This is a genomic window from Streptomyces sp. NPDC031111 (assembly GCF_055570675.1).
The window spans coordinates 1-19,676 of sequence record NZ_JBVIGS010000012.1 but is presented as its reverse complement, the minus strand read 5'-3'; the positions used below and the strand labels follow the sequence as shown (position 1 = coordinate 19,676).

Sequence of the window (19,676 nt, the reverse complement as noted above, 5' to 3'; positions counted from 1 at the left end):
GACGGGTCAGCGGGGCGTCGTCGACAGATAGCGCTCCCCGCTGTCGGGGAAGACGGTGACGACCGTGGCGCCCGCCCAGCGGGGGTGCGCGGCGACGGTCCGGGAGGCCCACGCGGCGGCCCCGGAGGACACCCCGACGGGCAGGCCGGTGGCGCGCACCACGTCGCGTACGGTGGCGGCGGCCGCCTCGTCGGGCACGGCGACGACCTCGTCGACGAGGGTGAGGTCGGTGATGTCGGAGACGTAGCCGGCGCCGATGCCGGGGATGCCGTGCGGGCCCGGTTCGCCGCCCGACAGCACCGCGGAGCGGGCCGGTTCGACGGCGACGACGTGCACGCCGGTGCGTTCCTTGAGGTAGCGGGCGGTTCCGGTGAGGGTCCCGCCGGTGCCCACCCCGCACACCAGGACGTCGACGCGGCCGCCGGTGGCCTCCCAGATCTCCGGTCCCGTGGTCTCGTAGTGGGCGCGGACGTTGGCCGGGTTGGTGTCCTGGTGCGGCAGCCACGAGCCGGGCATGGAGCGCTGGAGCTCCTCGGCGTGCGCCCAGGCCGCCATCAGCCCGTCCCCGTGCGGGACCAGGACCACCTCGGCGCCCAGTTCGCGCAGGATCAGGCGGCGCTCCTCGGTGGCGTTGTCGGGCATGACGATGACGCAGCGGTGCCCGCGCCGGGCGCACAGGGCGGCCAGCGAGATGCCGGTGCTGCCCGAGGAGCACTCGATGACGGTGCCGCCGGTGGCGGGCAGCTGCCCGGACTCCTCGGCGGCGCGCATCATGGCGAGCGCGGCACGGTCCTTGACGCTGGAGATCGGGTTGAGCATCTCCAGTTTGGCGAGCAGGGTCACGCCGTCGGTGAGGCCCGGCAGGTCGACCCGCAGCAGCGGGGTGCCGCCGACCAGCTCCTCCAGCGACCGGGCGATGGAGGCGGTCCGTGCGGGCCGCAGGTCCGTGTCTGTCGTCACTGTTCCCCCCAAGTCGGGTGATGCGGCGGCCGGTTCAGGCGGCGAGGTGCCCGCCGGCGGCCGTCAGGTGACGGGCCGCGGCCTGTTGAAGATGGGTGATGTCGCTGGAGACGGTGGCGAAGGTGAACCCCTCGGCGAGCCGTTTGGCGGCGCTCTCGCCGTCCAGGACGTGGATGCCGCAGGCGATGCCGGCCCGGTCGGCGGCCTCGGTGACGCGGACCAGCGCGGCCTCGAGCGCGTCGGCGGCGGCGGGATCGCCGAACCAGCGGGCGCCCAGGGCCGCGGAGAGGTCCGCGGGCCCGACGTAGACGGCGTCGAGTCCCTCGGTGGCGCAGATCGCGTCCAGGTTCTCCAGCGCGGCCGCGGTCTCGATCATGACGATGCAGGCGACCTGGTCGTCGATGGTGGCGGGCACGTCGCCGAGGCGCAGCTCCGCGCGCACGGGCCCGGCCAGACTGCGGGTCCCCGCCGGGTGGTGGCGGCAGGCGCGTACGACGGTGAGGGCCTGTTCGGGTGTCTCGACCATCGGCACGACCACGCCGCGGGCGCCGGTGTCGAGGGCGACGCCGATGGCCACCGGGTCCGGCGAGGGGACCCGGATGATCCCGGCGGAGCGGCCACGGGCGTCGACGGCGAGCATCGCGGCCTGCCAGCCGGGCTGGTGCATGACGCCGTGCTGGCCGTCGACGCCGACGTAGTCGTAGCCCAGGCCGGCGATGCGCTCGGTGGCGGCCGGGTCGTTCAGGGCGATCCAGTAGCCGACGAGCCGCTCGCGGTCGCGCAGGCGCTGGGCGAAGGAGGCCGTCTCCTGGGCCCCGGGGCCGCTCATTCGCCCTCCTCGATGGCGTAGCTCCGCTTCCCGTCCAGCCCGGTCGGCACGTCGCCGTTGATGGAGACCCGGTGCAGCACGCGCCGGTGGCGGTCGTAGTCGTTGACGGCGTAGTGCTGGGTGGCGCGGTTGTCGAAGATGAGGACGTCACCGGGGCGCCAGGTCCAGCGCGCGGTGTTCTCCGGGCGCCGTACGTAGGACTGGAGCACGTCGAGGATCGGGCGCGACTCACGCGGCGTCAGGCCGACCAGCCACTGGGCGAAGCCGCCGAGGAAGAGGACGGGCTCGCCGGACTCGGGATGGACCCGGACCACGGGGTGGGCGGTCTCGAACCGGCGGGCCAGGAAGGCCTTGCGGACCTCCTCGCCGCGCTCGGTGCCCAGGCGCGGCTGCTCGGCGTGGTTGGTGTGCACGGCCCACAGCCGGTCGGCGATCTCCCGCAGCTCGGCGGGCAGGTCCTTGTATCCCGCCGCCGCGTTGGCCACGAGGGTGTCGCCCCCGTACGGCGGGAGCACCACGCTGCGCAGCGTGGTGCCCAGGGACGGGGTGGTGGTGAAGCTGATGTCGGTGTGCCAGTGGTCGGCGCGCTGGTCCTCGCCGTCGACCGGGATCACCTGCGCGGCGGCGTCGACCGTCCGCATCATGGGGTGCTTCTGCGTCAGCGGCCCGAACCGGCCGGCGAAGGCCAGCTGCTGCGCGTCGGTGATGTCCTGGTCGCGGAAGAAGAGCACCTTGTGCTCCAGGAATGCCTCGTGGATCTGGCCGAAGACCGAATCCGACAATTCCGTGGAGAGATCGACGCCCGTCACCTCCGCGCCGATACGGCCGCCGATTCTTCGTACATCAAAAAGGGACACCAGTTTTCCTTCCGAACTCGTCAGAAGTCCGCGCCTCCCGGAAGGGATCTCACGGTCCGCCGCCACCGGGAAAGAGGGGGCGCGGACCGGTCACGGGAGCGATACCGGCAGCACAGAGCAGGGGCGGCCGGACTGGACGGCACCGAGCAAACCACGGAGCGCACGCATCCGGCCATGGGTTCGCGCGTGGGTGCGACGACTTGGCCAACTCCCCCGCCGAGCCCGCGCGGACGGTCCCCGGGCCCGACCTGTTCAAGTCGTCGGCACCCCCGCTTTCCCTCTTGCCGCCGCCGCGGCGGGTGTGGTGGGCTCGGGGCACCCCCAATCACCTTGCGCCTTTGCCGAATTCCCCGGAAGCAGGCGGAATCACCCGCGCGAAAGGGCCCCCATGAGACTCGGCGAGCTGCACCCCAATATCCGGCTGCGCATCGGCGTCGGATTCGTCCAGCGCCTGCTGGGCGTCATGCTGATGCCGCTGCTGGTTATCCGTCTCGCGGAGCTGTACGGGCCGGCCGCGGCCGGTGCGCTGACCCTGGGAGTCGCCGGGGCGGGAATCGCCGCGAACTTCCTCGGCGGCCACCTCGCCGACGTGTACGGGCGGCGCCCGGTGCTGATCGCCGGCGAACTCGGCGCGACCCTGAGCTTCGCCCTGCTGGCGCTGGCCAACTCGCCCTGGTGGTCCTCCGGCTGGGCGACGTTCGCGCTGTTCCTGCTGAACACCTGCTGCGCGCAGATGGCCACGCCCGCCGCCGAGGCGATGATGGTCGACGTCTCCACGCCCGAGAGCCGGCCGCTCGTCTACACGATCAACTACTGGTCGATCAACCTCGCCTTCACCGTCGGCGCGCTCATCGGCGGCTTCTTCTACGAGGGCCACTTCGCCCGGCTGCTGACGGGCGCGGCCGTGCTGAGCGCGCTGACCACGACCGTGATCGCACGCTGGCTCAGCGAGACCGCGCCGCGCACCGGCAAGGACGCCGCCCGCGGCATCGACGCCATGCTGCGCGGCTATCTGGCCGTCGCCCGCGACCGGGTCTTCCTGCGGGTGCTGATCGCGGCGGCGCTGATCTCGGCCGTCGAGATGCAGATCGGCTACTACATCGCCGTCCGGCTCGCCGACGAGTTCCCCACCCAGGTCATCGCCCGGATCGGCTCCTGGGCGCCCGACGTGGACGGCACGGCGATGCTCGGCATCCTGCGGGCGGTCAACGCCGCCCTGGTGGTGGTGCTGGTGCTGTTCGCCAAGAGCCTGCTGACGCGGCTGAGCGACCGGGCACGGCTGTACGCGGGCATCGCCGTCTTCTCGGTCGGGTACATGGTCTGGGCGGTCAGCAACACCGGCTGGGTGCTCATCGCCGCGGCCGTCGTGCTCACCGTGGGCGAGATCGCCGCGGTCCCGGTGCGCCAGGCGTTGCTGGCCGACCTCGTCGACCCCGAGGCCCGCACCAAGTACATGGCCGCGTACGCCCTCAACGCCCGCGTCGGCCTCCTCCTGGCCTCCCTCTGCGTCACCCTCGGCGCCTTCGTCCCCTCCCTGGCCATGAGCCTCCTCTACGGCACGGCCGGCCTGGCAGCGGTCCTCCTCTACCGCTCCCTCCTCCGAATACGCGAGGACCGCCAGCACACCGAGCGGGAAAAGGCCCCCGCCCAGACCACCTGACGCACTCCCGCTCTCCGCGGGCAGTCGTGCCGCTGGGGCGGCACGGGTGGGCGCGACGGCACCCCGCAAGCGCCGGGCCGCGCGAACACCCCCCGGCCCACACCCACCCGGAGCCCCCACAAGACGCCGTACAACCGCCGCCGGAAACCTGCTCAGCAGCCTCGGAGATGCCCCCACCCCACCCGCCACCAGAGCATGGTCGCCGCGGGCAAGGCGCCCGAACCTTCTCCCGGATGAGGTGCTGAGCAGTGACGGTGGACATCGCACAGAGCAACACGCGCGGCATTGCCTCGCTCTTCAACTCGGCCGTAGCCGCCTGGGCCATAGCCGCGGCCTGGGAGATCGGCGCCCTCGACGAACTGCACCGCGCCCGCACCCTGGACACCGCGGACTTCGCCGACCGCGCCGACCTCGACCCCACGTCGACCACGGGCCTGTTCCGTGCCCTGGCCTCCGTGGGCCTGGTCCGGCGCGAGGGCACGGTCGTCACCGCGCTGGACGCCTTCGACGAGATGTACCGCAACAAGTCCTTCTTCCACTGGCTGGCCCGCGGCAGCGCGGAACTGTTCCAGCAGATCCCGGCCGTCCTGCGCAACGAGAACCGCACCGGCTCCTTCTACCGGCGCGACTCCGCCGCCATCGCCTTCGCCTGCCGCGAGATCGACCAGGTCACCTACGCCCCCGCCTTCTGGGCGGCGATGGGCCGGGTGGACTTCCCCTTCGCCCGGGCCGCCGACCTCGGCTGCGGCAGCGGCGCCCGGCTGATGCAGATCCTCGACCGGCACCCCGGCACCACCGGGACGGGCATCGACATCGCCCGGCCCGCGCTCGAGGTGGCACGCGCGGAGGCCGCCGCGGCGGGCCTCGCCGACCGCACCGCGTTCCTGCACGGCGACGTGCTGAACCTGGAGCCGCGGCCCGAGTACGCCGACGTGGAGCTGCTGACGTGCTTCATGATGGGGCACGACTTCTGGCGGGACGGCCGGCGCGAGAACGCGATCGGCACCCTGCGGCGACTGCGCGAGGCCTTCCCGTCCGCCCGCCGGCTGCTGATCGGCGACGCCACCCGCACCGACCTGCCCGACACCGAGCTGCCCGTCTTCACCCTCGGTTTCGAGCTCGGCCACGACCTGATGGGCACGTTCCTGCCGACCGTCGCCGACTGGGAGTCCGTCTTCGCCGAGGGCGGCTGGGAACTGCTGCGCACCAACCGCATCGAGATGACCGTCGGAGAGGTCATCTTCGAACTGGCCTGAGAGGCCCGGCGATGACGACATTCGCGACCGCGGTCGCCCGTGCCCTGGCCGGCTGCGGCATCGACCACGCCTTCGGTCTGGTCGGCGGCGGCAACATCCTGGCCACCGCCGCGCTGACCCGGGCCGGTGTGCACTACACGGCGGCCCGGCACGAGGGCGGCGCGATGGCCATGGCCGACGCCTACTTCCGGGCCACCGGGCGGGTGGCCGTGTGCACGACCACGCACGGGCCGGGGCTGGCCAACACGGCGACCGCGCTGGCCGAGGCCGCCAAGAACCGCAGCGCCGTCGTCCTGCTGTGCGGCGACGCCCCGGTGACGGGCCCGCGCGCCCACGACATCGACCAGAGCGCCCTGGCCGCCTCGCTGGGGGTGCCCGTGGTGCGTCCGACGGACCCGGACACGGCGGTGGAGGACACCGTACGGGCCGTGCGCACCGCGACCACCGCCCAGTGCCCCGTGGCGCTCTTCCTGCCCGGCGACCTGACGAACCGTGAACTCTCCGCCCCGCCCGCACCCGCACCCGTGCCACCGGCCGCCACACCCCAACCCGCCCGTGCCCGCGCCGAGGAGGCCGACGAGATCCTGGCCCTGCTGGCCGGCGCCCACCGCCCGCTGCTCCTGGGCGGGCTGGGCGCCTGGCGTTCGGGCGCGGCGAAGATCCTCGCCGACCTCGGCGACCGGCTCGGCGCGCTGCTGGCCACCACGGTCATGGCGAACGGGATGTTCGCCGCGCACCCCGCCGCGCTCGGCCTGTGCGGGGGGTTCGCCTCCCCGCCGGCGGCCGAGCTGATGGGCGAGGCGGACCTGGTGCTGGCGTTCGGCACGAGCCTGGGCGACTTCACGCTGCACGGCGGCCGGATCCTCGACCCGGCCGCCCGCGTCGTCCAGATCACCCTGGAAGGGGCCCGCGCACCCCGCGCGGACCTCGCCGTGCGCGGTGACGCGGCGGCGGTGGCGGCCCAGTTGCTGGACGCGGCCGACGCGCGCGGCATCGCCCGTTCCCCGTGGCGCGAGCAGGCCACAGCCTCCGGCGCGCTACGGGCCGCCGCCGACGGCTGGGCCGCCCAGCCCCACCCCGACGCCTCCGGCGAGGGGCGGATCGACCCGCGCACCCTGACCCGGGCACTGGCCCCGCTGCTGCCCGCCGAGCGCACGGTCGTCCTGGACGGGGGCCACTTCATCGGCTGGCCGGCCATGTACTGGCCGGTGCCGGACCCGGCGGGGATGGTGTTCACCGGCGCCGCCTTCCAGAGCATCGGGCTGGGCCTGGCGGGCGCGGTCGGCGCGGCCGTGGGCCGGCCCGACCGCACCACCGTGGCCGCCGTCGGTGACGGCGGGGCGCTGATGGGCCTGCCCGAGCTGGAGACCCTGGTGCGCTCGGGCCGGTCCGCGCTGGTCGTGGTCTACGACGACGCGTCCTACGGCTTCGAGGAGCACATGTACGTCCCCCAGGGGGCGGACGCGGCCACACTGCGCTTCGACGACACCGACTTCGCCGCCGTGGCGCAGGCGCTCGGGGCACGGGCCGTCACCGTACGCGGCCCCGACGACCTGCGCGCCGTACCGGAGTGGACCGCGCAGGGGGCCGAGGGCACGCTGCTGCTCGACTGCAAGGTGTCCCGGGGCGTGCTGGCGCCGTACCTGTCCGACCTGCTCGGCCGCTGACAGCAACCAGGACGACGAAGCGGCCGGGGCCCCTTTCCGGGCCCCGGCCGCCCACTCGGCGCCGCGGGGGATGTCAGCCGCCGAGCAGTCCAGGGAGGGACCCGCGCAGGTGGTCGAAGGAGACGAGGTCGGGCGCGGTCCAGCCGTCCAGGTCGTACTCGGACAGGCACTGGTCGACGAACGCCTTGTAGTCGTCCAGCTGCCCGGAGGCGGTCTGCGCGAACAGCAGCTCGGCCCGGGTCGCCTCGTGGTTGCCGGCGTAGTTGCGCTCGTACAGCTCGTGCCGGCCGCCGAACTCGGTGCCCACCGCGTCCCACAGCAGCTTGAGGACCTTGACCCGCTCCTCGGCCTCGATGCCCCCGGAGCCGCGCAGATAGGTGTCGAGGTAGGGGCGGATCTCCGGGTTCTTGAAGTCCTCGGCGCTGGAGTTGAGGTAGATCAGCCCGCTGGCCACGTCCTGCTGGACGATCTCCTTGATGCGCGGGTAGCCGATCTGCATGAACCAGCGGTAGGCCATGCCGTACTGCGGATTGGGCAGCACCGCGCCATTGCGCCACTTCACCGGGTTGCGGGCGGCCGCGTCCGACAGTCCCCAGAACAGGTTGCGCCAGGCGAGCACCTCCCCCAGACGGGTCTGCACGCCGCGGAAGTCCTGGGTGCCGGTGATCTCCAGGGCCTTGGCGAGCAGCCCGGCGATGAACTCCAGCTTCACCGCGAGGCGGACGCAGCCGTGGAAGGTGAAGCGCTCCATGAAGCCGGACTGGCCGGAGAACATCTGCACCTTGGCCGTGTCGCCGTAGACGAACACGTTCTCCCAGGGCACGAGGACCTTGTCCAGGACGAGGATGGTGTCGTTCTCGTCGAGCCGGGAGGACAGCGGGTAGTCGAAGGGGCTGCCCATCACCGCGGACATCGCGGTGTAGGAGGGCCGGCAGATCAGCTTCACGCCCTTGGCGCCGGTGGGCACGGTGGCGATGAGGGCGAACTTCTTCTCCTTCACCGGCAGTCCGTGGTGGGCGATGAAGTTCGCGTGGGTCAGCGCCGAACCGGTGGCGACCACCTTGGCACCGCTGACCACCAGGCCCGCGTCGGTCTCCCGCTCCACGTGCACGAACACGTCGGAGACCTTGTCGGGCGGCAGGTTGCGGTCCACGGGCGGGTGCACGATCGCGTGGTTCCAGTACAGGACCTTCTCCTGCGACTCGCGGTACCAGCGGCGCGCGTTGTCGTCGAAGGGGGCGTAGAACTCGGCGTTGGCGCCCAGCGTGCCGAGGAACGCCGCCTTGTAGTCCGGGCTGCGGCCCATCCAGCCGTAGCTCATCCGGGACCAGGCCGCGATGGCCTGCTGGTCGGCGACCAGGTCCTCGGCGGAGCGCGGGGTGGTGAAGAAGCGGTGGGTATGGCCACCGCCGCCGTCCGTGCGCGTGGTCAGCACGTCCCGGTGGGCCGGGTCGTGCAGGGCGTCGTAGAGGCGGGCCGTCATCCGCGCCGGGTTGGCGAACGCCGGGTGCGTGGTGACGTCCTTGACCCGGTCGCCGTAGAGGAAGACCTCGCGGTCGTCGCGCAGGCTCTCGAGGTACTCCTCGCCCGTCAGCGGCCGCGTCCGGGGTCCGTCCGCCGGGTGAGCGGCGGCATCCTGCTGATCGGTCATGCGTCTCATCGTGGCAGCCGCGCCGCACCGGGGCTTCTTCCCCCGTGCGGGGCTGCGGCCCGGGCGCGGGCGAGATGCCGAAGTCGTCGTCAGGGCGCGGTTGCGCAATCCGGAAGGTGCCGGGACGGGCCGCCGCGGTGTGAGGTCGGGTCAGCACGGCCTGGTTGCCCGACCTGTCACGTCCCGGGAGGACTTCACGATGCTCACCGCCGACATCCCCACGCGTGCGCAGCTGGTTCAGCGCGCGGCCGAAGTGGCACCGCTGCTGCGCGAGAACGCCTCGAAGGCCGAGGACGACGGACGGCTCCAGGACGAGACGATCGAGGCGCTGGCCGAGGCCGGCGTCTTCAAGCTGCGGGTGCCCAAGCGGTACGGCGGCTACGAGGCCGACACCCGCACGCTGGTCGACGTGGCCACCGAGCTGGCCCGCGGCGACGGGGCCGCCGCCTGGACGGCGTCGGTGTACTGGATCCCCACGTTCATGACGTGCCTGTTCCCGGACAGCGTCCAGGACGAGGTCTTCGCCACCCCCGACGTGCGCGTCTGCGGCACGCTCAGCCCGTCCGCGCAGGCCACCCCCGTGGACGGCGGCATCGTCGTCAACGGCAAGTGGAGCTTCGTCAGCGGCGCCCGGCACGCCCAGTGGCAGGAGATCATCGCCGCCCAGGAGATGCCGCACGGGCAGCACCTGCCGCTGATGGCGCTCGTGCCCATGGACCAGCTCGAGATCATCGACGACTGGGACACCTCCGGTCTGCGCGGCACCGGCAGCGTCTCCACCGTCGCCAAGGACGTGTTCATCCCCCAGGAGCGTGTGCTGCCGCTGCCGGCCGTCCTGATGGGCCAGTACGCCTCGGAGCTCAACGCGGACTCCCCCGTCTACCGGTCCCCGCTGCTGCCGGTCGCCGCCGCCTCCTCGGTCGGCACCGCCGTGGGTCTGGCCCGGGCCGCGCAGGACGCCTTCTTCGAGCGCCTTCCGGGGCGCACCCTGACCTACACCTGGTACGCCAGCCAGGCCGAGGCCCCCCTGACGCACCTTCAGGTGTCCGAGGCGGTGCTCAAGGCCGACCAGGCGGAGTTCCACGCGCACCGGCTGGCCGACCTCGTCGACTCCAAGGGCGTCTCGGGCGAGGAGTGGACGGTGCTGGAGCGCGCCCGCGCCCGCGCCGACATGGGTGCGGCGGTCCGCCTCGCCAAGGAGGCCGTCGACATCTTCGCCTCCGCGTCCGGCGGCTCGTCCATCTACCGGGACGTGCCGATCCAGCGGATCACCCGCGACATCCAGGCGATGAGCCTGCACGCCCTGATGAACCCGAACACCAACGCCGAGCTGTACGGCCGCGTCCTGTGCGGCCAGCAGCCCAACACCCTCTACATCTGAGCTCCTCCCGCCCCGACGCCAGCCCGCGAAAGAGAGCAGGGACCACCGATGACCACGCAGACCACCGCCCCCGCCGTCGAGATCTCCGACGAGGACAAGGCCGCCGTCGCCTCCATCCCCCAGCGCATCGTCGAGGCGTGGGCCTCCTACGACGCCGACGCCTTCGCCGAGGTGTTCACCCCGGACGGGACGCTCATCCTGCCCGGCGTGTACGAGAAGGGCCGCGACGCCATCCGCGCCTTCGCCGCCGCCGCCTTCGCGGGCCCCTACAAGGGCACCCGCGTCACCGGCACCCCGATCGACATCCGTTTCGCCAACGAGGGCGCCGGCGTGCTGATCACACGCGGCGGCATCCTCGCCCCGGGCGAGACCGAGCCGGCGCCCGAGCGTGCCGTCCACGCGTCCTGGGTCGTCGTCAAGCGGGACGGCCAGTGGTTCCTCGGCGCCTACCAGAACAGCCCGCGGCACGCCGCGTGAGCACGTCGGACCACTTCACGGCAGAGAACGGAAGAGAGAGGTGACAGCGATGGCCGGCGCACGGGGTGACCGCGCGGTGGTGCTCGGCGGCAGCATGGCGGGGCTCCTGGCCGCACGGGTGCTCGCCGATTCCTACGGCGAGGTCCTGGTCGTCGAGCGCGACGACATCGGCGGGTCCACCACGGCACGCAAGGGCGTGCCGCAGGGCCGGCACGTCCACGGGCTGCTCGCCCGCGGGCAGCAGATCCTCGACGAGCTCTTCCCGCGCTTCACCGAGGAGGCCGTCGCGGCGGGCATCCCGACCGGCGACCTCGGCGAACTGCGCTGGTTCTTCGGCGGCCGCCGGCTCAGCCCCCGCGCGACAGGGCTGGTCTGCGTCTCGGCCACCCGTCCGCTGCTGGAGAGCCGGGTGCGCTCGCGCGTGGCCGGGCTCGGCAACGTCGCGTTCCTGGAGCGCCACGACATCGTCGGTCTCGTCACCGACGAGGACGGCGCGAACGTGACCGGCGTACGCGTGCAGGGCCACGACGCGGGATCGGAGGAGCGCACGCTCACCGCGGACCTGGTCGTCGACGCCACCGGCCGCGCCTCCCGGACCCCGGTGTGGCTGGAGGAGCTGGGCTACGAGCGTCCCGAGGAGGAGCGGATCCGGATCGACCTGAGCTACACGACCCGCCTGTTCCGGCTGCGCGACGACTCGGTCCTGGACGGCGACCTGTCGATCAACCCGGTCACCTCGCCGAGCCACCGGCGCGGGGCGTTCCTGTCCCGCATCGAGGACGGTCTGGTCGTGGTCTCGCTGACCGGCGTACTGGGCGACAGCGCGCCCGCCGACCTCGACGGCTTCCTCCAGTGGACCCGGACCCTGCCGGTGACGGACATCCACGACGCGATCCACGACGCCGAACCGGTCGGCGACGGCACGGTCTTCCGCTATCCGGCCAGTGTGCGGCGCCGTTTCGAGCGGCTGTCCCGCTTCCCGGGCCGCTACCTGGTGCTCGGCGACGCCGCGTGCAGCTTCAACCCGGTCTACGGCCAGGGCATGACGGTCTCCGCGCTGGAGTCCCTGGTCCTGCGCGACCACCTGGCCCGGGGCCCGGTGGACCCGCTCGCCTTCCTCCGCGACATCGCCGGCGTCATCGAGGTGCCGTGGCAGTTCTCCGCGGGCGCCGACCTCGGCTACCCGGAGGTGGAGGGCGTACGGACCCCCGAGTGGGAGCAGTCCGGGATGTACATGGCCCGGCTGCACGCCGCCGCCGCGGTGGACGGCGAGGTGACGGCCACCTTCATGCGCGTGGCCGGCCTGGTCGACCCACCCACCGCCCTGATGACCCCCGACATGCAGGAACGGGTGGCCCGAGGCTCCGAACAGGCCCAGCCACTCCCCGCCTGAACCACTCCCATCCCGTTCTGATCAACCGACGCAAAGAGGAGGCACCCCCAGAGAAAGGGGCGGTAGACCGTTTTGCGTCCACCGCCCCGCCACCCGACGCGCCATGGGCAGGTCCTCGGCTCACCGCACTGCGAAAGGGCCCGTCAGGTCCTCATCACGTCGCTGCCGGCTCTGCACCCCCTTCTGACACGGACGCCTGTCGATGTCGGGGAACGTGACAGGAATATCGGTTGCAGACCGAACCATCCCTTTTGATGGCCCGGCAGTACGCGGCGTGCTCCTTGCACCGGTCGCCCGCTTCGAGGGGGACAGTCCGGCAGATGCGGGTGTGCCCCTGGTCCGTGTAGGTGCAGCGCCCAAGGTCCGCAGCGCGCTCGGGGACGTGCAGCTCGCACGGCAGGCCCTCAGCCTTGACGGGGCGGCAGCACCAGGTCTTCGGGTAGGTGTCATGCGACAGCATGGCGTCCAGAGGCTCCATGCACAGCGGTTTCGAAAGCTGCTCGAGCCAATTGGCCAACTTCTGCTCGTGGCGGGTTCGTGACAGCTGTGCCAGGGCGCGCAGAAGATCCGGTGTGGCCTCGATGTACCACTCGTCATAGTGGTGACCGTTGACATAGCCAGGGCACGGGCGTAGCTGAGTGGCTGCTTCGAAGACCGCCGCGATACTGCCCGCATCTTTGTCCTGCGCACCCGTCGTGGCTTCCTCCGTGCGGGCGACCGGCTCACCGTCGTAGGCGACGTCCGCGCGGTGCGCCTGGACGTGGGCGACGTCCCGGACGATGTCGAAGCGGCGCAGTTCGGGTGTCTCGCAGTCGATGACGTCCGAGGTGTCGTGGAGTGTGCAGTGCTGGGCGAGCCAGCGGTCGGCATCAACCGTGTCGCCGGCGCCGGGATGGCCGTACGCCTGGACGTAGCCGGCGGAGCCGAGCTGGAACTCATGAAGACCGAGCTGTTGCCCGTGCTCGACCGGGTTCTGACAGCGGCTGCCCTTCCTGGTGCGAGCAACGCACTGCAATGCGTGGGCATCGCCGCTGGGGCTGACCCACAGGCGACCGCGCAGTACGACGAGCTGTCGTGGCTTCATGACGCCGCTCCGTCCGCTTCCACTCGCGTGCAAAGGTGCGCGGACGGGCAGGTGGAACAGCCCTTCACCGTGGCAAGGTCCGCGACGGCCGAGAAGAGCTGGCGGGCCCGTTCGACGGAGCCGATGCCCTCGTGCCCGGCGAAGTCTTCAGGGCTCGCCTCGACGCCCTGTGCCATGCGGCTTCTGATGAAGGCAAGCGCCGCGAACTCGTCAGCGGCGAGGTCACCGGGCTGCACGGGGACACAGGTCTTCGGTACGAGCGCGTCCTCCGGGCTGCCGTGAAAGATCCACGGGTCGCCTGGGCGCTCAGGCCGCTGGCTGACGATCCGGACCAGCGGGACGTCGTCGGTGTCGTCCACGAGCAAGGCTCCGACGGAATGGAGCCGGTGGAAGCTGCTCCGCATGTCGCCGACGGTGTCAGCGCCCAAGGCGCCGGCGACTTCGTGGAGGGGAACGAGGCTGACCTTCCCGTCTCCGAAGCCGACAGGGAGCGAGCCCGTGTCACGGATCATGTCCAGCTGTACGGCCTGTTTCGGCACCGAACCGGTGTACTGCGGTCTCAGGCGCGCGAGGCGCCGCATGAGGTCGATCGCCCCCTTGGAGAGGCGCGGATCGTCGACGGCTGCCTCCGAGGTGAAGTCCGAGTCGATCGACAGCCATTCGTCATAGCCTGGAGGCTGTAGCTGCCGAAGGGTGTACTCCCTGCTTCTGCGGCGTTCCGGCTTCCCGGGCTTCTTCCTGCCCATGGGATCTCCCTCCTCGGCACGCAGCGCGGACACCGCGCGCCTTGCTTCGCGGTGACCTGAAGAACGCACCGAAGCGCTGCGTGAATCGGTACGGAACGCCGGTTCCCGCGATCGGCTTATTCCCCCTGCTGCTTTGACCGCCTGTTCACGGGCGACGCGGCATCTGCATGAATCAGGCGACAGAGGTGGTGCACCGAGACTCCGTCCTGCCCCACGGTGGTCCGGAAGACCGGATGGGCGGTTATTGCAGGCACGAGGACGGCGTCACGCCCGATGGGTGTGACGCCATGTCGGTGAAGCTGGCGGGGGTCAGTGGACGCGCTTGAGGCGAACCGGCTTGGTGATGGAGGTGACGTTTCTCTTGGCCCTGGTCTCGGCCTTGCGGGCCTTCTCGTCCAGGTGGAGCTGGAAGCGGTACTCGTACTCCTCTTCGAAGTCGCCGACGTCCAGCCGCATCTCCCGGGGCAGGGCTTTGACGGCTCGCTGTTGCTCCCGGGGATCGTTGAAGGCCGCGATCATCGGGTGAAGCTGGAAGCGGCCGCGGCGGACCACGGTGACAAGCCGGGCGGCAACCAGGTGGGGCATGGCACGGCTGATCATGCCGCGCTCCATGGCGAGGCCGTGAGCGAGTTCGTCATGTGTGGCGACGACCAGGCCGCCGGGCTCCTGCTCGGTCATCATGTGCAGCAACAGGGTGTAGGCGGTGGGAGGCAGCCGGGGTACGTACGCGAGACCGTTGAAGCTGCCCCAAAGCACGTTGCGGCGCGGCGTCCATTCCTCGGTCGCGGACGTCATGACGTCGTCTTCCCTTCCCCATCCGAATCCGGCTCCTTGCACACTTCCAGTTTCGCGCCAGGAGCGGCCAGCGCCCGGAATGCTTCGGGTGCGCCCGGATCTTCCATGATCTCGCGCAGCAGGTCCAACTGCTCCACCCTGTCACCCGCACCCATCTTGGAGCGCTTCCCCCTGCCCTTCCGCGGCTCCCTGAACCCGCCCCTGAGGGAGGCGGCCGGGTTGAGCTGGTAAAGGCCCCTCTGGAGCCTGCGCAGCGCGCCATCGGCCTCCAGGACGTTGAAGACACGGCTGATGTGAGGCCGGCTGTACCCGAGGACCTCGGCAACGTCCTCGTGCCTGGCCTCGATCAGACCGCCGGGCTTCTGCGAGCCCATCAGGTGGAACAGCACCACGAGCACGAACCGGTCGCCGTCGTAGCGGCCGGCAGCCCAGCGCATGAACTCCAGGCTGTCCATGGAGAACGCCTCGCCGATGAATCCCGTGCTGGAACCGAGCGGGAAGACTTGGGCGGCATGACCCGCGGGCAGCTCGATCGTGGAGCCGGAGGACCGGTTGTACGCGGTGGGCGGCGGCTTCGGGCGCCGCCGACGACGGGACGGAGCACCGGGCAGCTTCGGTAGTGCGCTGCCGTCCAGAGGCCCTGAGCTCATGGGGTCGCTGCTCCTTGATCGTCGTAGCGTCAGAACCATAGCGCAGAACCGTGGCAGTAGTGCCACCAAAAAGAGGCAATTCTGACACGAAAGTCACCCGAACGTCAGTCCTAGTCCGACCTCCGCCTCCAGATCGGTTCGAACCGCCCACTGACCTACCGCGCGTCGTTTCGTGGCACTACTGCCACGAAACAGCGCCGCTCGGTCAGGACCGGCTGACAACCCGACCGAGATATGTCAGCCCAGGGCTGACATATCTTCCTGGACTCGACTCCCTGACCTGCAAAAACGCACGGCTCTTACCTCTAGAGCGTGCGCGCGCGTGATACCGGTTCTCCCCACCGTGCTCAAGCACCGCCACGCCGTAGGACCAGCCTGCAAGCAGCAGCGTCAGAGCCTGCTCACCGGACCCCGTCGTGGCGCGCGCGGCTTCGCGTGCGGCTCCGCGGACCCGTACCGGTCGTGGAGGGCACCAACGGCTCTGAGTCTCGGGTGGTACCGGCCGTGACGCTCAAAAGAACACGGAAGCGTGGCCGGGGCCGGTGGACGGTTCCGCCGCCTGGCCCCAGGGGGCCATTCGGCTCCGGTACCTCCGCACGTCGAATTTCGGCGCTCCCATATCGAGCTTCCGTTCTGTGGCTGAACATCCCAGGGCCGCGCAATGTTGAAGTTCACCGGTAATCGTTACTGGCCTTCAGAGCGTGGTGCCGGAGGGCTGACAGTCCATGACCCCTGCGGTATCCCGAGTACATGAGGTACGCCCACGCCGGTGGCTTGGCCGAGCTTGCTTGGGCCTTCTCCTGGGTGGCTGGTGGGGCCATCCCCTGCGGCGAACTCGTCACGCCCACAGGCGGAGGGCCAGGCTGAGCCGGCGCGATATTCGCTGGTCGTTGCTTGCGGATGGTGTTCATACTGCCGCGATGAATCCGGTGACGCTTGAGACCGACCGTCTGCTGCTGCGAGCCTTCACCTCTGCCGACGTGGACGCGGTGTACGAAGCCTGCCAGGACGAGGACATCCAGTTCTATACGCCGATACCAGTGCCGTACCGGCGTACGGACGCGGAGCAGCTCATCGGCGAGAAGCTGCCCTCCCAGTGGGCCGAGGACAAGGACTACACGCTCGGCGCCTTCCGCAAGGACACCGGCGCCCTGGTCGGCTCGTACTGCCTGACCCTCATCAGCCGCGGCGTCTGGGAGCTCGGCTACTGGGCGGTCAAGGAGCAGCGCGGCAAGGGCTTCTCGGTAGAGGCGGCACGGGCGCTGTGCGACTGGGGCTGGACCACGCTCGACGTGCACCGCATCGAGTGGTGGGCCATGGCCGGGAACACCGGCTCGCGCGCCGTCGCCGAAAAACTCGGCTTCACCGTCGAAGGCACCCTGCACAACCGCGGCATCGCCAACGACGGCAAGCCACACGACTGGTGGGTGGGCGGCCTACTGAGACCCGGTCCCTGACGACCGCGGCATGCGCTCGTCTCACCGTCTCGGACCGCTGCCGCCCGCCGGGCAACCCCCTGCCCGAGACGAGGAACCGATGACTGGCGCACCTCTCGTTCACAACCCTGGATCTGGGAGCACCTCCCGAACGCCAGGATCAGAAGCACGGCACGCGATGTGTTCGACATCCTCACCGCCCGTCAGTACCCCGGCGGCGAAGTGCGGATCACCCAAGCGGAACTGTCCGAGCGCCTGGGGATCAGCCAGGCCGCCGTATCCCGCGCCGTCGGCGAGCTGAAGGACACCGGCATCCTGGAGGGCCGCACAAAGCGGGGGGCGCTGCGCATTCACCCGCTGCTGGCCGGGTACGAGTCGCAGGCCCACATGATCAACAGCATCTCCGATCCGGATACGTACCTGTGGCCCCTGCGGTACAAGTCGGGTGTGCGGCCGCCGCGCCGGTCAGACCCAAGGACGGGCACGATGTTCGACCCCGATCCCGACGGTGGCGAGGACGCGCCCCTGCCCGAAGCACTGCCGACGCTTCGGCTCGCGGGCTGACGTCTCTATGTCCGAGCTCAGTGCGAACCCATGGGATCAGGTGACCAGCGCCGGGGACGCGAGCGTCCGTGCGCGGTCGTACAGGTCGCGGGCCGCCGCGTTTCTCAAATGAGGGCGCAAGAGACCGAACATCGCGCTCACTCGGTCGTCGGCACGGCCGGACTGCACCTTGGGGTAGTCGTCGAGGGCTTGGTGCCAGGTGGCGCAGGCCGCTTCCAGGTGGCCAAGTTCCAGCTGCCGCTCGGCCAGCAGGCCACGACGGTGTACGCGTGTGCGCCGATAGGCGCTGGGGCGGAGCCGGTCCGCTTGCTGCATGGCTTCGACGGCTCCGGTCCTGTCACCGAGTTCGTAACGAACCTGGCTGACGTGGTAGTTGAGCGAAGAGGGGTCGTACGACCCGAACGCCTTTCCGCGTGACTCGGCGCGGTCCATAGCCGCCTCGGCCTCCCGGATGTGGCGCAGCGCGCCCGTACGGTCGCCGGTCTGTGCGGCGGCATGCGCCTGTTGGCCGGCTAGGAAGGCCCGCATCCGGGGCCCGGCTTTCGGCGAGGCGGCGGACGCGGCGTCGGCCAGTTCCATGGCCTTGGAACCATGGCGGAGGTCGACCGCCTGGACGCTCATCCCCCGCAGGGTGGTGCAGTACGTCAGGTGATCCTCGGCAGCGCCCGCCAGTTCCAGGGCCTTGACGTAGTAGCGCTGCGCAAGACCGTGCAGCCCTTCGTCCACAGCCATGTAGCCGGTCAGGTAGAGCAGGTCGGAGGCGGCGGACAGCATAGCCTTGCGTACGTCCTCCGGTGCCTCGGCGCGCAGGTAGGAGGCCACGGTGTTGACCATGAACGAGGCCGCCATGGGGCGGGCGTGACGGCCGCCGAACTCGTCGTCCAGCTCCGAGACGCGCTCGGTCATGGCGACGACCATGTCCACTTCGTTCATGCCGATGCGAGTCGCGCGACCGGACCGTACGGCCTCGGCCCGCCCGATCACATCGGGCCAGCCGGGAATGGCGAGGGCGACGGAGAACAGGCCGACCCCCAGGACACTGCGGCGGGACGGGTCCATATCCAGCCTCCCCAGGTCGATCACCTCCTCCACGGTATCCGCAGCCCTGGAAGAGCGATCAAGAGGAAGAGGCAAGCCGGCTTCGGCGTGGGTAACGGGGCGGCCAAGGCGGCGGGAGAGGGCTTCAAGGATGCACGCGCGCACCGCACCGCGGGGAATGGTGCCTCCGAGCCAGTGGCTCACTGCCGACTCGTCATAGCGCAAAGCCGTTCCGGTCTCGGTGCCGATGCGATTGACCGCCCGCGCGAACTGACGGTGAGTCCAGCGGCTTTCAATGAGCAGGCGCCCGAGCGCCACGTTCGGTTCACGCTTGGCCATGCCCTCAACTCCCCCTCGCCCTCACGAACTTTCAAGGCTTTCAAGTCCTGGCGCTGCGGCAACGGTACCGCTGTGCGTGGTCACCCGGTTACGTAGAGGCAGCAGGGATCGGCGAGCCCTCGCCGTAGCCGTCATCTGAGGGACTGAGGGATGAGAAGCGAAGCGCGGGCCCGCCTGGCCCGGATGACCGAGGAGCGGGGCATGGACGGGATGCTGAGGATCGACACCTACGAGGGCGCGGACCTGGCACCGGGTTCGAATCGGTTCTCGCCATGTCGTTGCCCGCAGCACTGCCCTTCGACGCCCGAGGACGAGGCGGCGAGGCTGAGCGCCGCGGTACGCGAAGTCAACGAGCGCAGTCGCGGAGAGCGACTGTGAGTCGGTTAGCCGCTGTCGTCGGCTGCGACTCCAGGCCTCTCCTGATCCATCCCCATCTCGGGTCCACACCCACCTGACTCCTCCTCCGTCACACATCCAGACTCCCCACCCGTGACGAGGGAGGGCCCGCCGTCGGAGGCGGCGGGAACCCCGTCCGGCTGCCTTCTTCGCAAGGGTCCGGCAGCCGGACGGGTCCAACTCCGCAGCATCAGCCGCGGGGTCCACTGAAAACCGTAAGGGAGAAGGCAATGGACGTGGACGAGCTGTTCACCGGCGACCTGATCACCGGCGTCCCGGCTGTCGAGGCCGCGCTGCTCGACAAGATGCCGGGCGGTGGCGACAACAACGGCGACCACTGCAAGTAATCCAGGGCTGACGCCAGGCGGGGGGGGGGGGGAAGGGGGGCCTCCCCCCCCCCCCCCCCCGGGACGGGACCCCAAGTTGGTCAGCTGTTCGCATCCGGGGAGAAATTCGGGGGGAGGGGGGAGGGTGGGGGGGGGGAGGTGGGGTAGTGG

18 protein-coding genes are annotated in these 19,676 nt (G+C 70.8%); 9 read left to right on the top strand and 9 right to left on the bottom strand.

The annotated features are described in order from the left end of the window. Positions 1-6: 6 nt before the first annotated feature. From ACZ470_RS24130 to ACZ470_RS24120, 3 genes are read right to left on the bottom strand one after another with little or no spacing between them, the layout of a single operon-like run. Positions 7-960: a PLP-dependent cysteine synthase family protein gene (locus ACZ470_RS24130; RefSeq protein ID WP_468430283.1), complete on the bottom strand. Its 954-nt coding sequence runs from the start codon at positions 958-960 to the stop codon at positions 7-9. A 34-nt stretch (positions 961-994) separates the two neighbouring features. After that, positions 995-1,789 (bottom strand): HpcH/HpaI aldolase family protein, encoded by a 795-nt coding sequence (locus ACZ470_RS24125; RefSeq protein ID WP_468430281.1) that lies wholly within the window; start codon positions 1,787-1,789, stop codon positions 995-997. Further along, the gene (locus ACZ470_RS24120; protein WP_468430279.1) at positions 1,786-2,646 is read right to left on the bottom strand and encodes a TauD/TfdA dioxygenase family protein; all 861 of its coding nucleotides are present in this window, start codon (positions 2,644-2,646) and stop codon (positions 1,786-1,788) included. Before ACZ470_RS24120 ends, ACZ470_RS24125 begins: the two co-directional genes overlap by 4 nt. Positions 2,647-3,034: 388 nt before the next feature. On the opposite strand from ACZ470_RS24120, the gene ACZ470_RS24115 reads away from it, so the two are divergent. The 3 genes from ACZ470_RS24115 (at position 3,035) to ACZ470_RS24105 (ending at position 7,229) form a co-directional block, all read left to right on the top strand. Further along, positions 3,035-4,306 carry an MFS transporter gene (locus tag ACZ470_RS24115; RefSeq protein WP_468430278.1) on the top strand — a complete coding sequence of 424 codons (1,272 nt, stop codon included), beginning with the start codon at positions 3,035-3,037 and terminating at the stop codon, positions 4,304-4,306. A 248-nt stretch (positions 4,307-4,554) separates the two neighbouring features. Next, on the top strand, positions 4,555-5,562 hold the full coding sequence (locus ACZ470_RS24110; RefSeq protein ID WP_468430276.1) for a methyltransferase domain-containing protein: 1,008 nt from the start codon (positions 4,555-4,557) through the stop codon (positions 5,560-5,562). An 11-nt stretch (positions 5,563-5,573) separates the two neighbouring features. Next, positions 5,574-7,229, top strand: a complete 1,656-nt coding sequence (locus tag ACZ470_RS24105; RefSeq protein WP_468430274.1) for a thiamine pyrophosphate-binding protein — start codon at positions 5,574-5,576, stop codon at positions 7,227-7,229. 73 nt (positions 7,230-7,302) lie between these two features. Here ACZ470_RS24105 and ACZ470_RS24100 read toward each other — a convergent pair whose 3' ends face one another. Then, on the bottom strand, positions 7,303-8,880 hold the full coding sequence (locus ACZ470_RS24100) for a 4-hydroxyphenylacetate 3-hydroxylase family protein (RefSeq protein ID WP_468430272.1): 1,578 nt from the start codon (positions 8,878-8,880) through the stop codon (positions 7,303-7,305). Between the two features lie 199 nt (positions 8,881-9,079). Between ACZ470_RS24100 and ACZ470_RS24095 the strand changes: the two genes are divergently transcribed. The 3 genes from ACZ470_RS24095 to ACZ470_RS24085 are packed head-to-tail and all read left to right on the top strand — an operon-like array spanning position 9,080 to position 12,131. Beyond that, on the top strand, positions 9,080-10,261 hold the full coding sequence (locus ACZ470_RS24095) for an acyl-CoA dehydrogenase family protein (RefSeq protein ID WP_468430270.1): 1,182 nt from the start codon (positions 9,080-9,082) through the stop codon (positions 10,259-10,261). A 48-nt stretch (positions 10,262-10,309) separates the two neighbouring features. After that, entirely contained in the window at positions 10,310-10,738 is a 429-nt protein-coding gene (locus tag ACZ470_RS24090; RefSeq protein WP_468430268.1) for an SgcJ/EcaC family oxidoreductase, read from the top strand. A gap of 49 nt (positions 10,739-10,787) precedes the next feature. Next, the gene (locus tag ACZ470_RS24085) at positions 10,788-12,131 is read left to right on the top strand and encodes an FAD-dependent oxidoreductase (RefSeq protein WP_468430266.1); all 1,344 of its coding nucleotides are present in this window, start codon (positions 10,788-10,790) and stop codon (positions 12,129-12,131) included. A 154-nt stretch (positions 12,132-12,285) separates the two neighbouring features. On the opposite strand, the gene ACZ470_RS24080 is transcribed toward ACZ470_RS24085, so the two are convergent. The 4 genes from ACZ470_RS24080 to ACZ470_RS24065 all read right to left on the bottom strand — a co-directional run bounded on the left by ACZ470_RS24080 (position 12,286) and on the right by ACZ470_RS24065 (position 15,406). Continuing rightward, positions 12,286-13,215: a hypothetical protein gene (locus ACZ470_RS24080; RefSeq protein WP_468430264.1), complete on the bottom strand. Its 930-nt coding sequence runs from the start codon at positions 13,213-13,215 to the stop codon at positions 12,286-12,288. Beyond that, positions 13,212-13,961, bottom strand: coding sequence for a hypothetical protein (locus tag ACZ470_RS24075; RefSeq protein WP_468430262.1), 750 nt, complete (start codon positions 13,959-13,961; stop codon positions 13,212-13,214). The genes ACZ470_RS24080 and ACZ470_RS24075 overlap by 4 nt, the downstream gene beginning before the upstream one ends. Before the next feature lie 309 nt (positions 13,962-14,270). Continuing rightward, on the bottom strand, positions 14,271-14,756 hold the full coding sequence (locus ACZ470_RS24070; protein ID WP_468430260.1) for a hypothetical protein: 486 nt from the start codon (positions 14,754-14,756) through the stop codon (positions 14,271-14,273). Continuing rightward, positions 14,753-15,406 (bottom strand): helix-turn-helix domain-containing protein, encoded by a 654-nt coding sequence (locus ACZ470_RS24065; RefSeq protein ID WP_468430258.1) that lies wholly within the window; start codon positions 15,404-15,406, stop codon positions 14,753-14,755. The genes ACZ470_RS24070 and ACZ470_RS24065 overlap by 4 nt, the downstream gene beginning before the upstream one ends. Before the next feature lie 920 nt (positions 15,407-16,326). Here ACZ470_RS24065 and ACZ470_RS24060 point away from each other — a divergent pair. After that, a complete protein-coding gene (locus ACZ470_RS24060) occupies positions 16,327-16,863 on the top strand; it encodes a GNAT family N-acetyltransferase (RefSeq protein WP_468430256.1) in 537 nt (178 codons plus the stop codon). A 159-nt stretch (positions 16,864-17,022) separates the two neighbouring features. Further along, positions 17,023-17,406: a MarR family transcriptional regulator gene (locus tag ACZ470_RS24055; protein ID WP_468430254.1), complete on the top strand. Its 384-nt coding sequence runs from the start codon at positions 17,023-17,025 to the stop codon at positions 17,404-17,406. Between the two features lie 36 nt (positions 17,407-17,442). Here the strand turns inward: ACZ470_RS24055 and ACZ470_RS24050 are convergent, their stop codons facing one another. After that, positions 17,443-18,783: a tetratricopeptide repeat protein gene (locus ACZ470_RS24050; protein WP_468430252.1), complete on the bottom strand. Its 1,341-nt coding sequence runs from the start codon at positions 18,781-18,783 to the stop codon at positions 17,443-17,445. Between the two features lie 150 nt (positions 18,784-18,933). Between ACZ470_RS24050 and ACZ470_RS24045 the strand changes: the two genes are divergently transcribed. After that, positions 18,934-19,161, top strand: a complete 228-nt coding sequence (locus tag ACZ470_RS24045) for a hypothetical protein (protein ID WP_468430251.1) — start codon at positions 18,934-18,936, stop codon at positions 19,159-19,161. Positions 19,162-19,676 lie beyond the last annotated feature (515 nt).

What these genes read in the sequence shown, in the direction of transcription:
- ACZ470_RS24125 (WP_468430281.1), bottom strand. Translation starts at nt 1,789, where the DNA reads ATGAGCGGCCCCGGGGCCCAGGAGACGGCCTCCTTCGCCCAGCGCCTG.
- ACZ470_RS24115 (WP_468430278.1), top strand. Translation starts at nt 3,035, where the DNA reads ATGAGACTCGGCGAGCTGCACCCCAATATCCGGCTGCGCATCGGCGTC.
- ACZ470_RS24105 (WP_468430274.1), top strand. Translation starts at nt 5,574, where the DNA reads ATGACGACATTCGCGACCGCGGTCGCCCGTGCCCTGGCCGGCTGCGGC.
- ACZ470_RS24100 (WP_468430272.1), bottom strand. Translation starts at nt 8,880, where the DNA reads ATGACCGATCAGCAGGATGCCGCCGCTCACCCGGCGGACGGACCCCGG.
- ACZ470_RS24095 (WP_468430270.1), top strand. Translation starts at nt 9,080, where the DNA reads ATGCTCACCGCCGACATCCCCACGCGTGCGCAGCTGGTTCAGCGCGCG.
- ACZ470_RS24090 (WP_468430268.1), top strand. Translation starts at nt 10,310, where the DNA reads ATGACCACGCAGACCACCGCCCCCGCCGTCGAGATCTCCGACGAGGAC.
- ACZ470_RS24085 (WP_468430266.1), top strand. Translation starts at nt 10,788, where the DNA reads ATGGCCGGCGCACGGGGTGACCGCGCGGTGGTGCTCGGCGGCAGCATG.
- ACZ470_RS24080 (WP_468430264.1), bottom strand. Translation starts at nt 13,215, where the DNA reads ATGAAGCCACGACAGCTCGTCGTACTGCGCGGTCGCCTGTGGGTCAGC.
- ACZ470_RS24075 (WP_468430262.1), bottom strand. Translation starts at nt 13,961, where the DNA reads ATGGGCAGGAAGAAGCCCGGGAAGCCGGAACGCCGCAGAAGCAGGGAG.
- ACZ470_RS24070 (WP_468430260.1), bottom strand. Translation starts at nt 14,756, where the DNA reads ATGACGTCCGCGACCGAGGAATGGACGCCGCGCCGCAACGTGCTTTGG.
- ACZ470_RS24065 (WP_468430258.1), bottom strand. Translation starts at nt 15,406, where the DNA reads ATGAGCTCAGGGCCTCTGGACGGCAGCGCACTACCGAAGCTGCCCGGT.
- ACZ470_RS24060 (WP_468430256.1), top strand. Translation starts at nt 16,327, where the DNA reads ATGAATCCGGTGACGCTTGAGACCGACCGTCTGCTGCTGCGAGCCTTC.
- ACZ470_RS24050 (WP_468430252.1), bottom strand. Translation starts at nt 18,783, where the DNA reads ATGGCCAAGCGTGAACCGAACGTGGCGCTCGGGCGCCTGCTCATTGAA.
- ACZ470_RS24045 (WP_468430251.1), top strand. Translation starts at nt 18,934, where the DNA reads ATGAGAAGCGAAGCGCGGGCCCGCCTGGCCCGGATGACCGAGGAGCGG.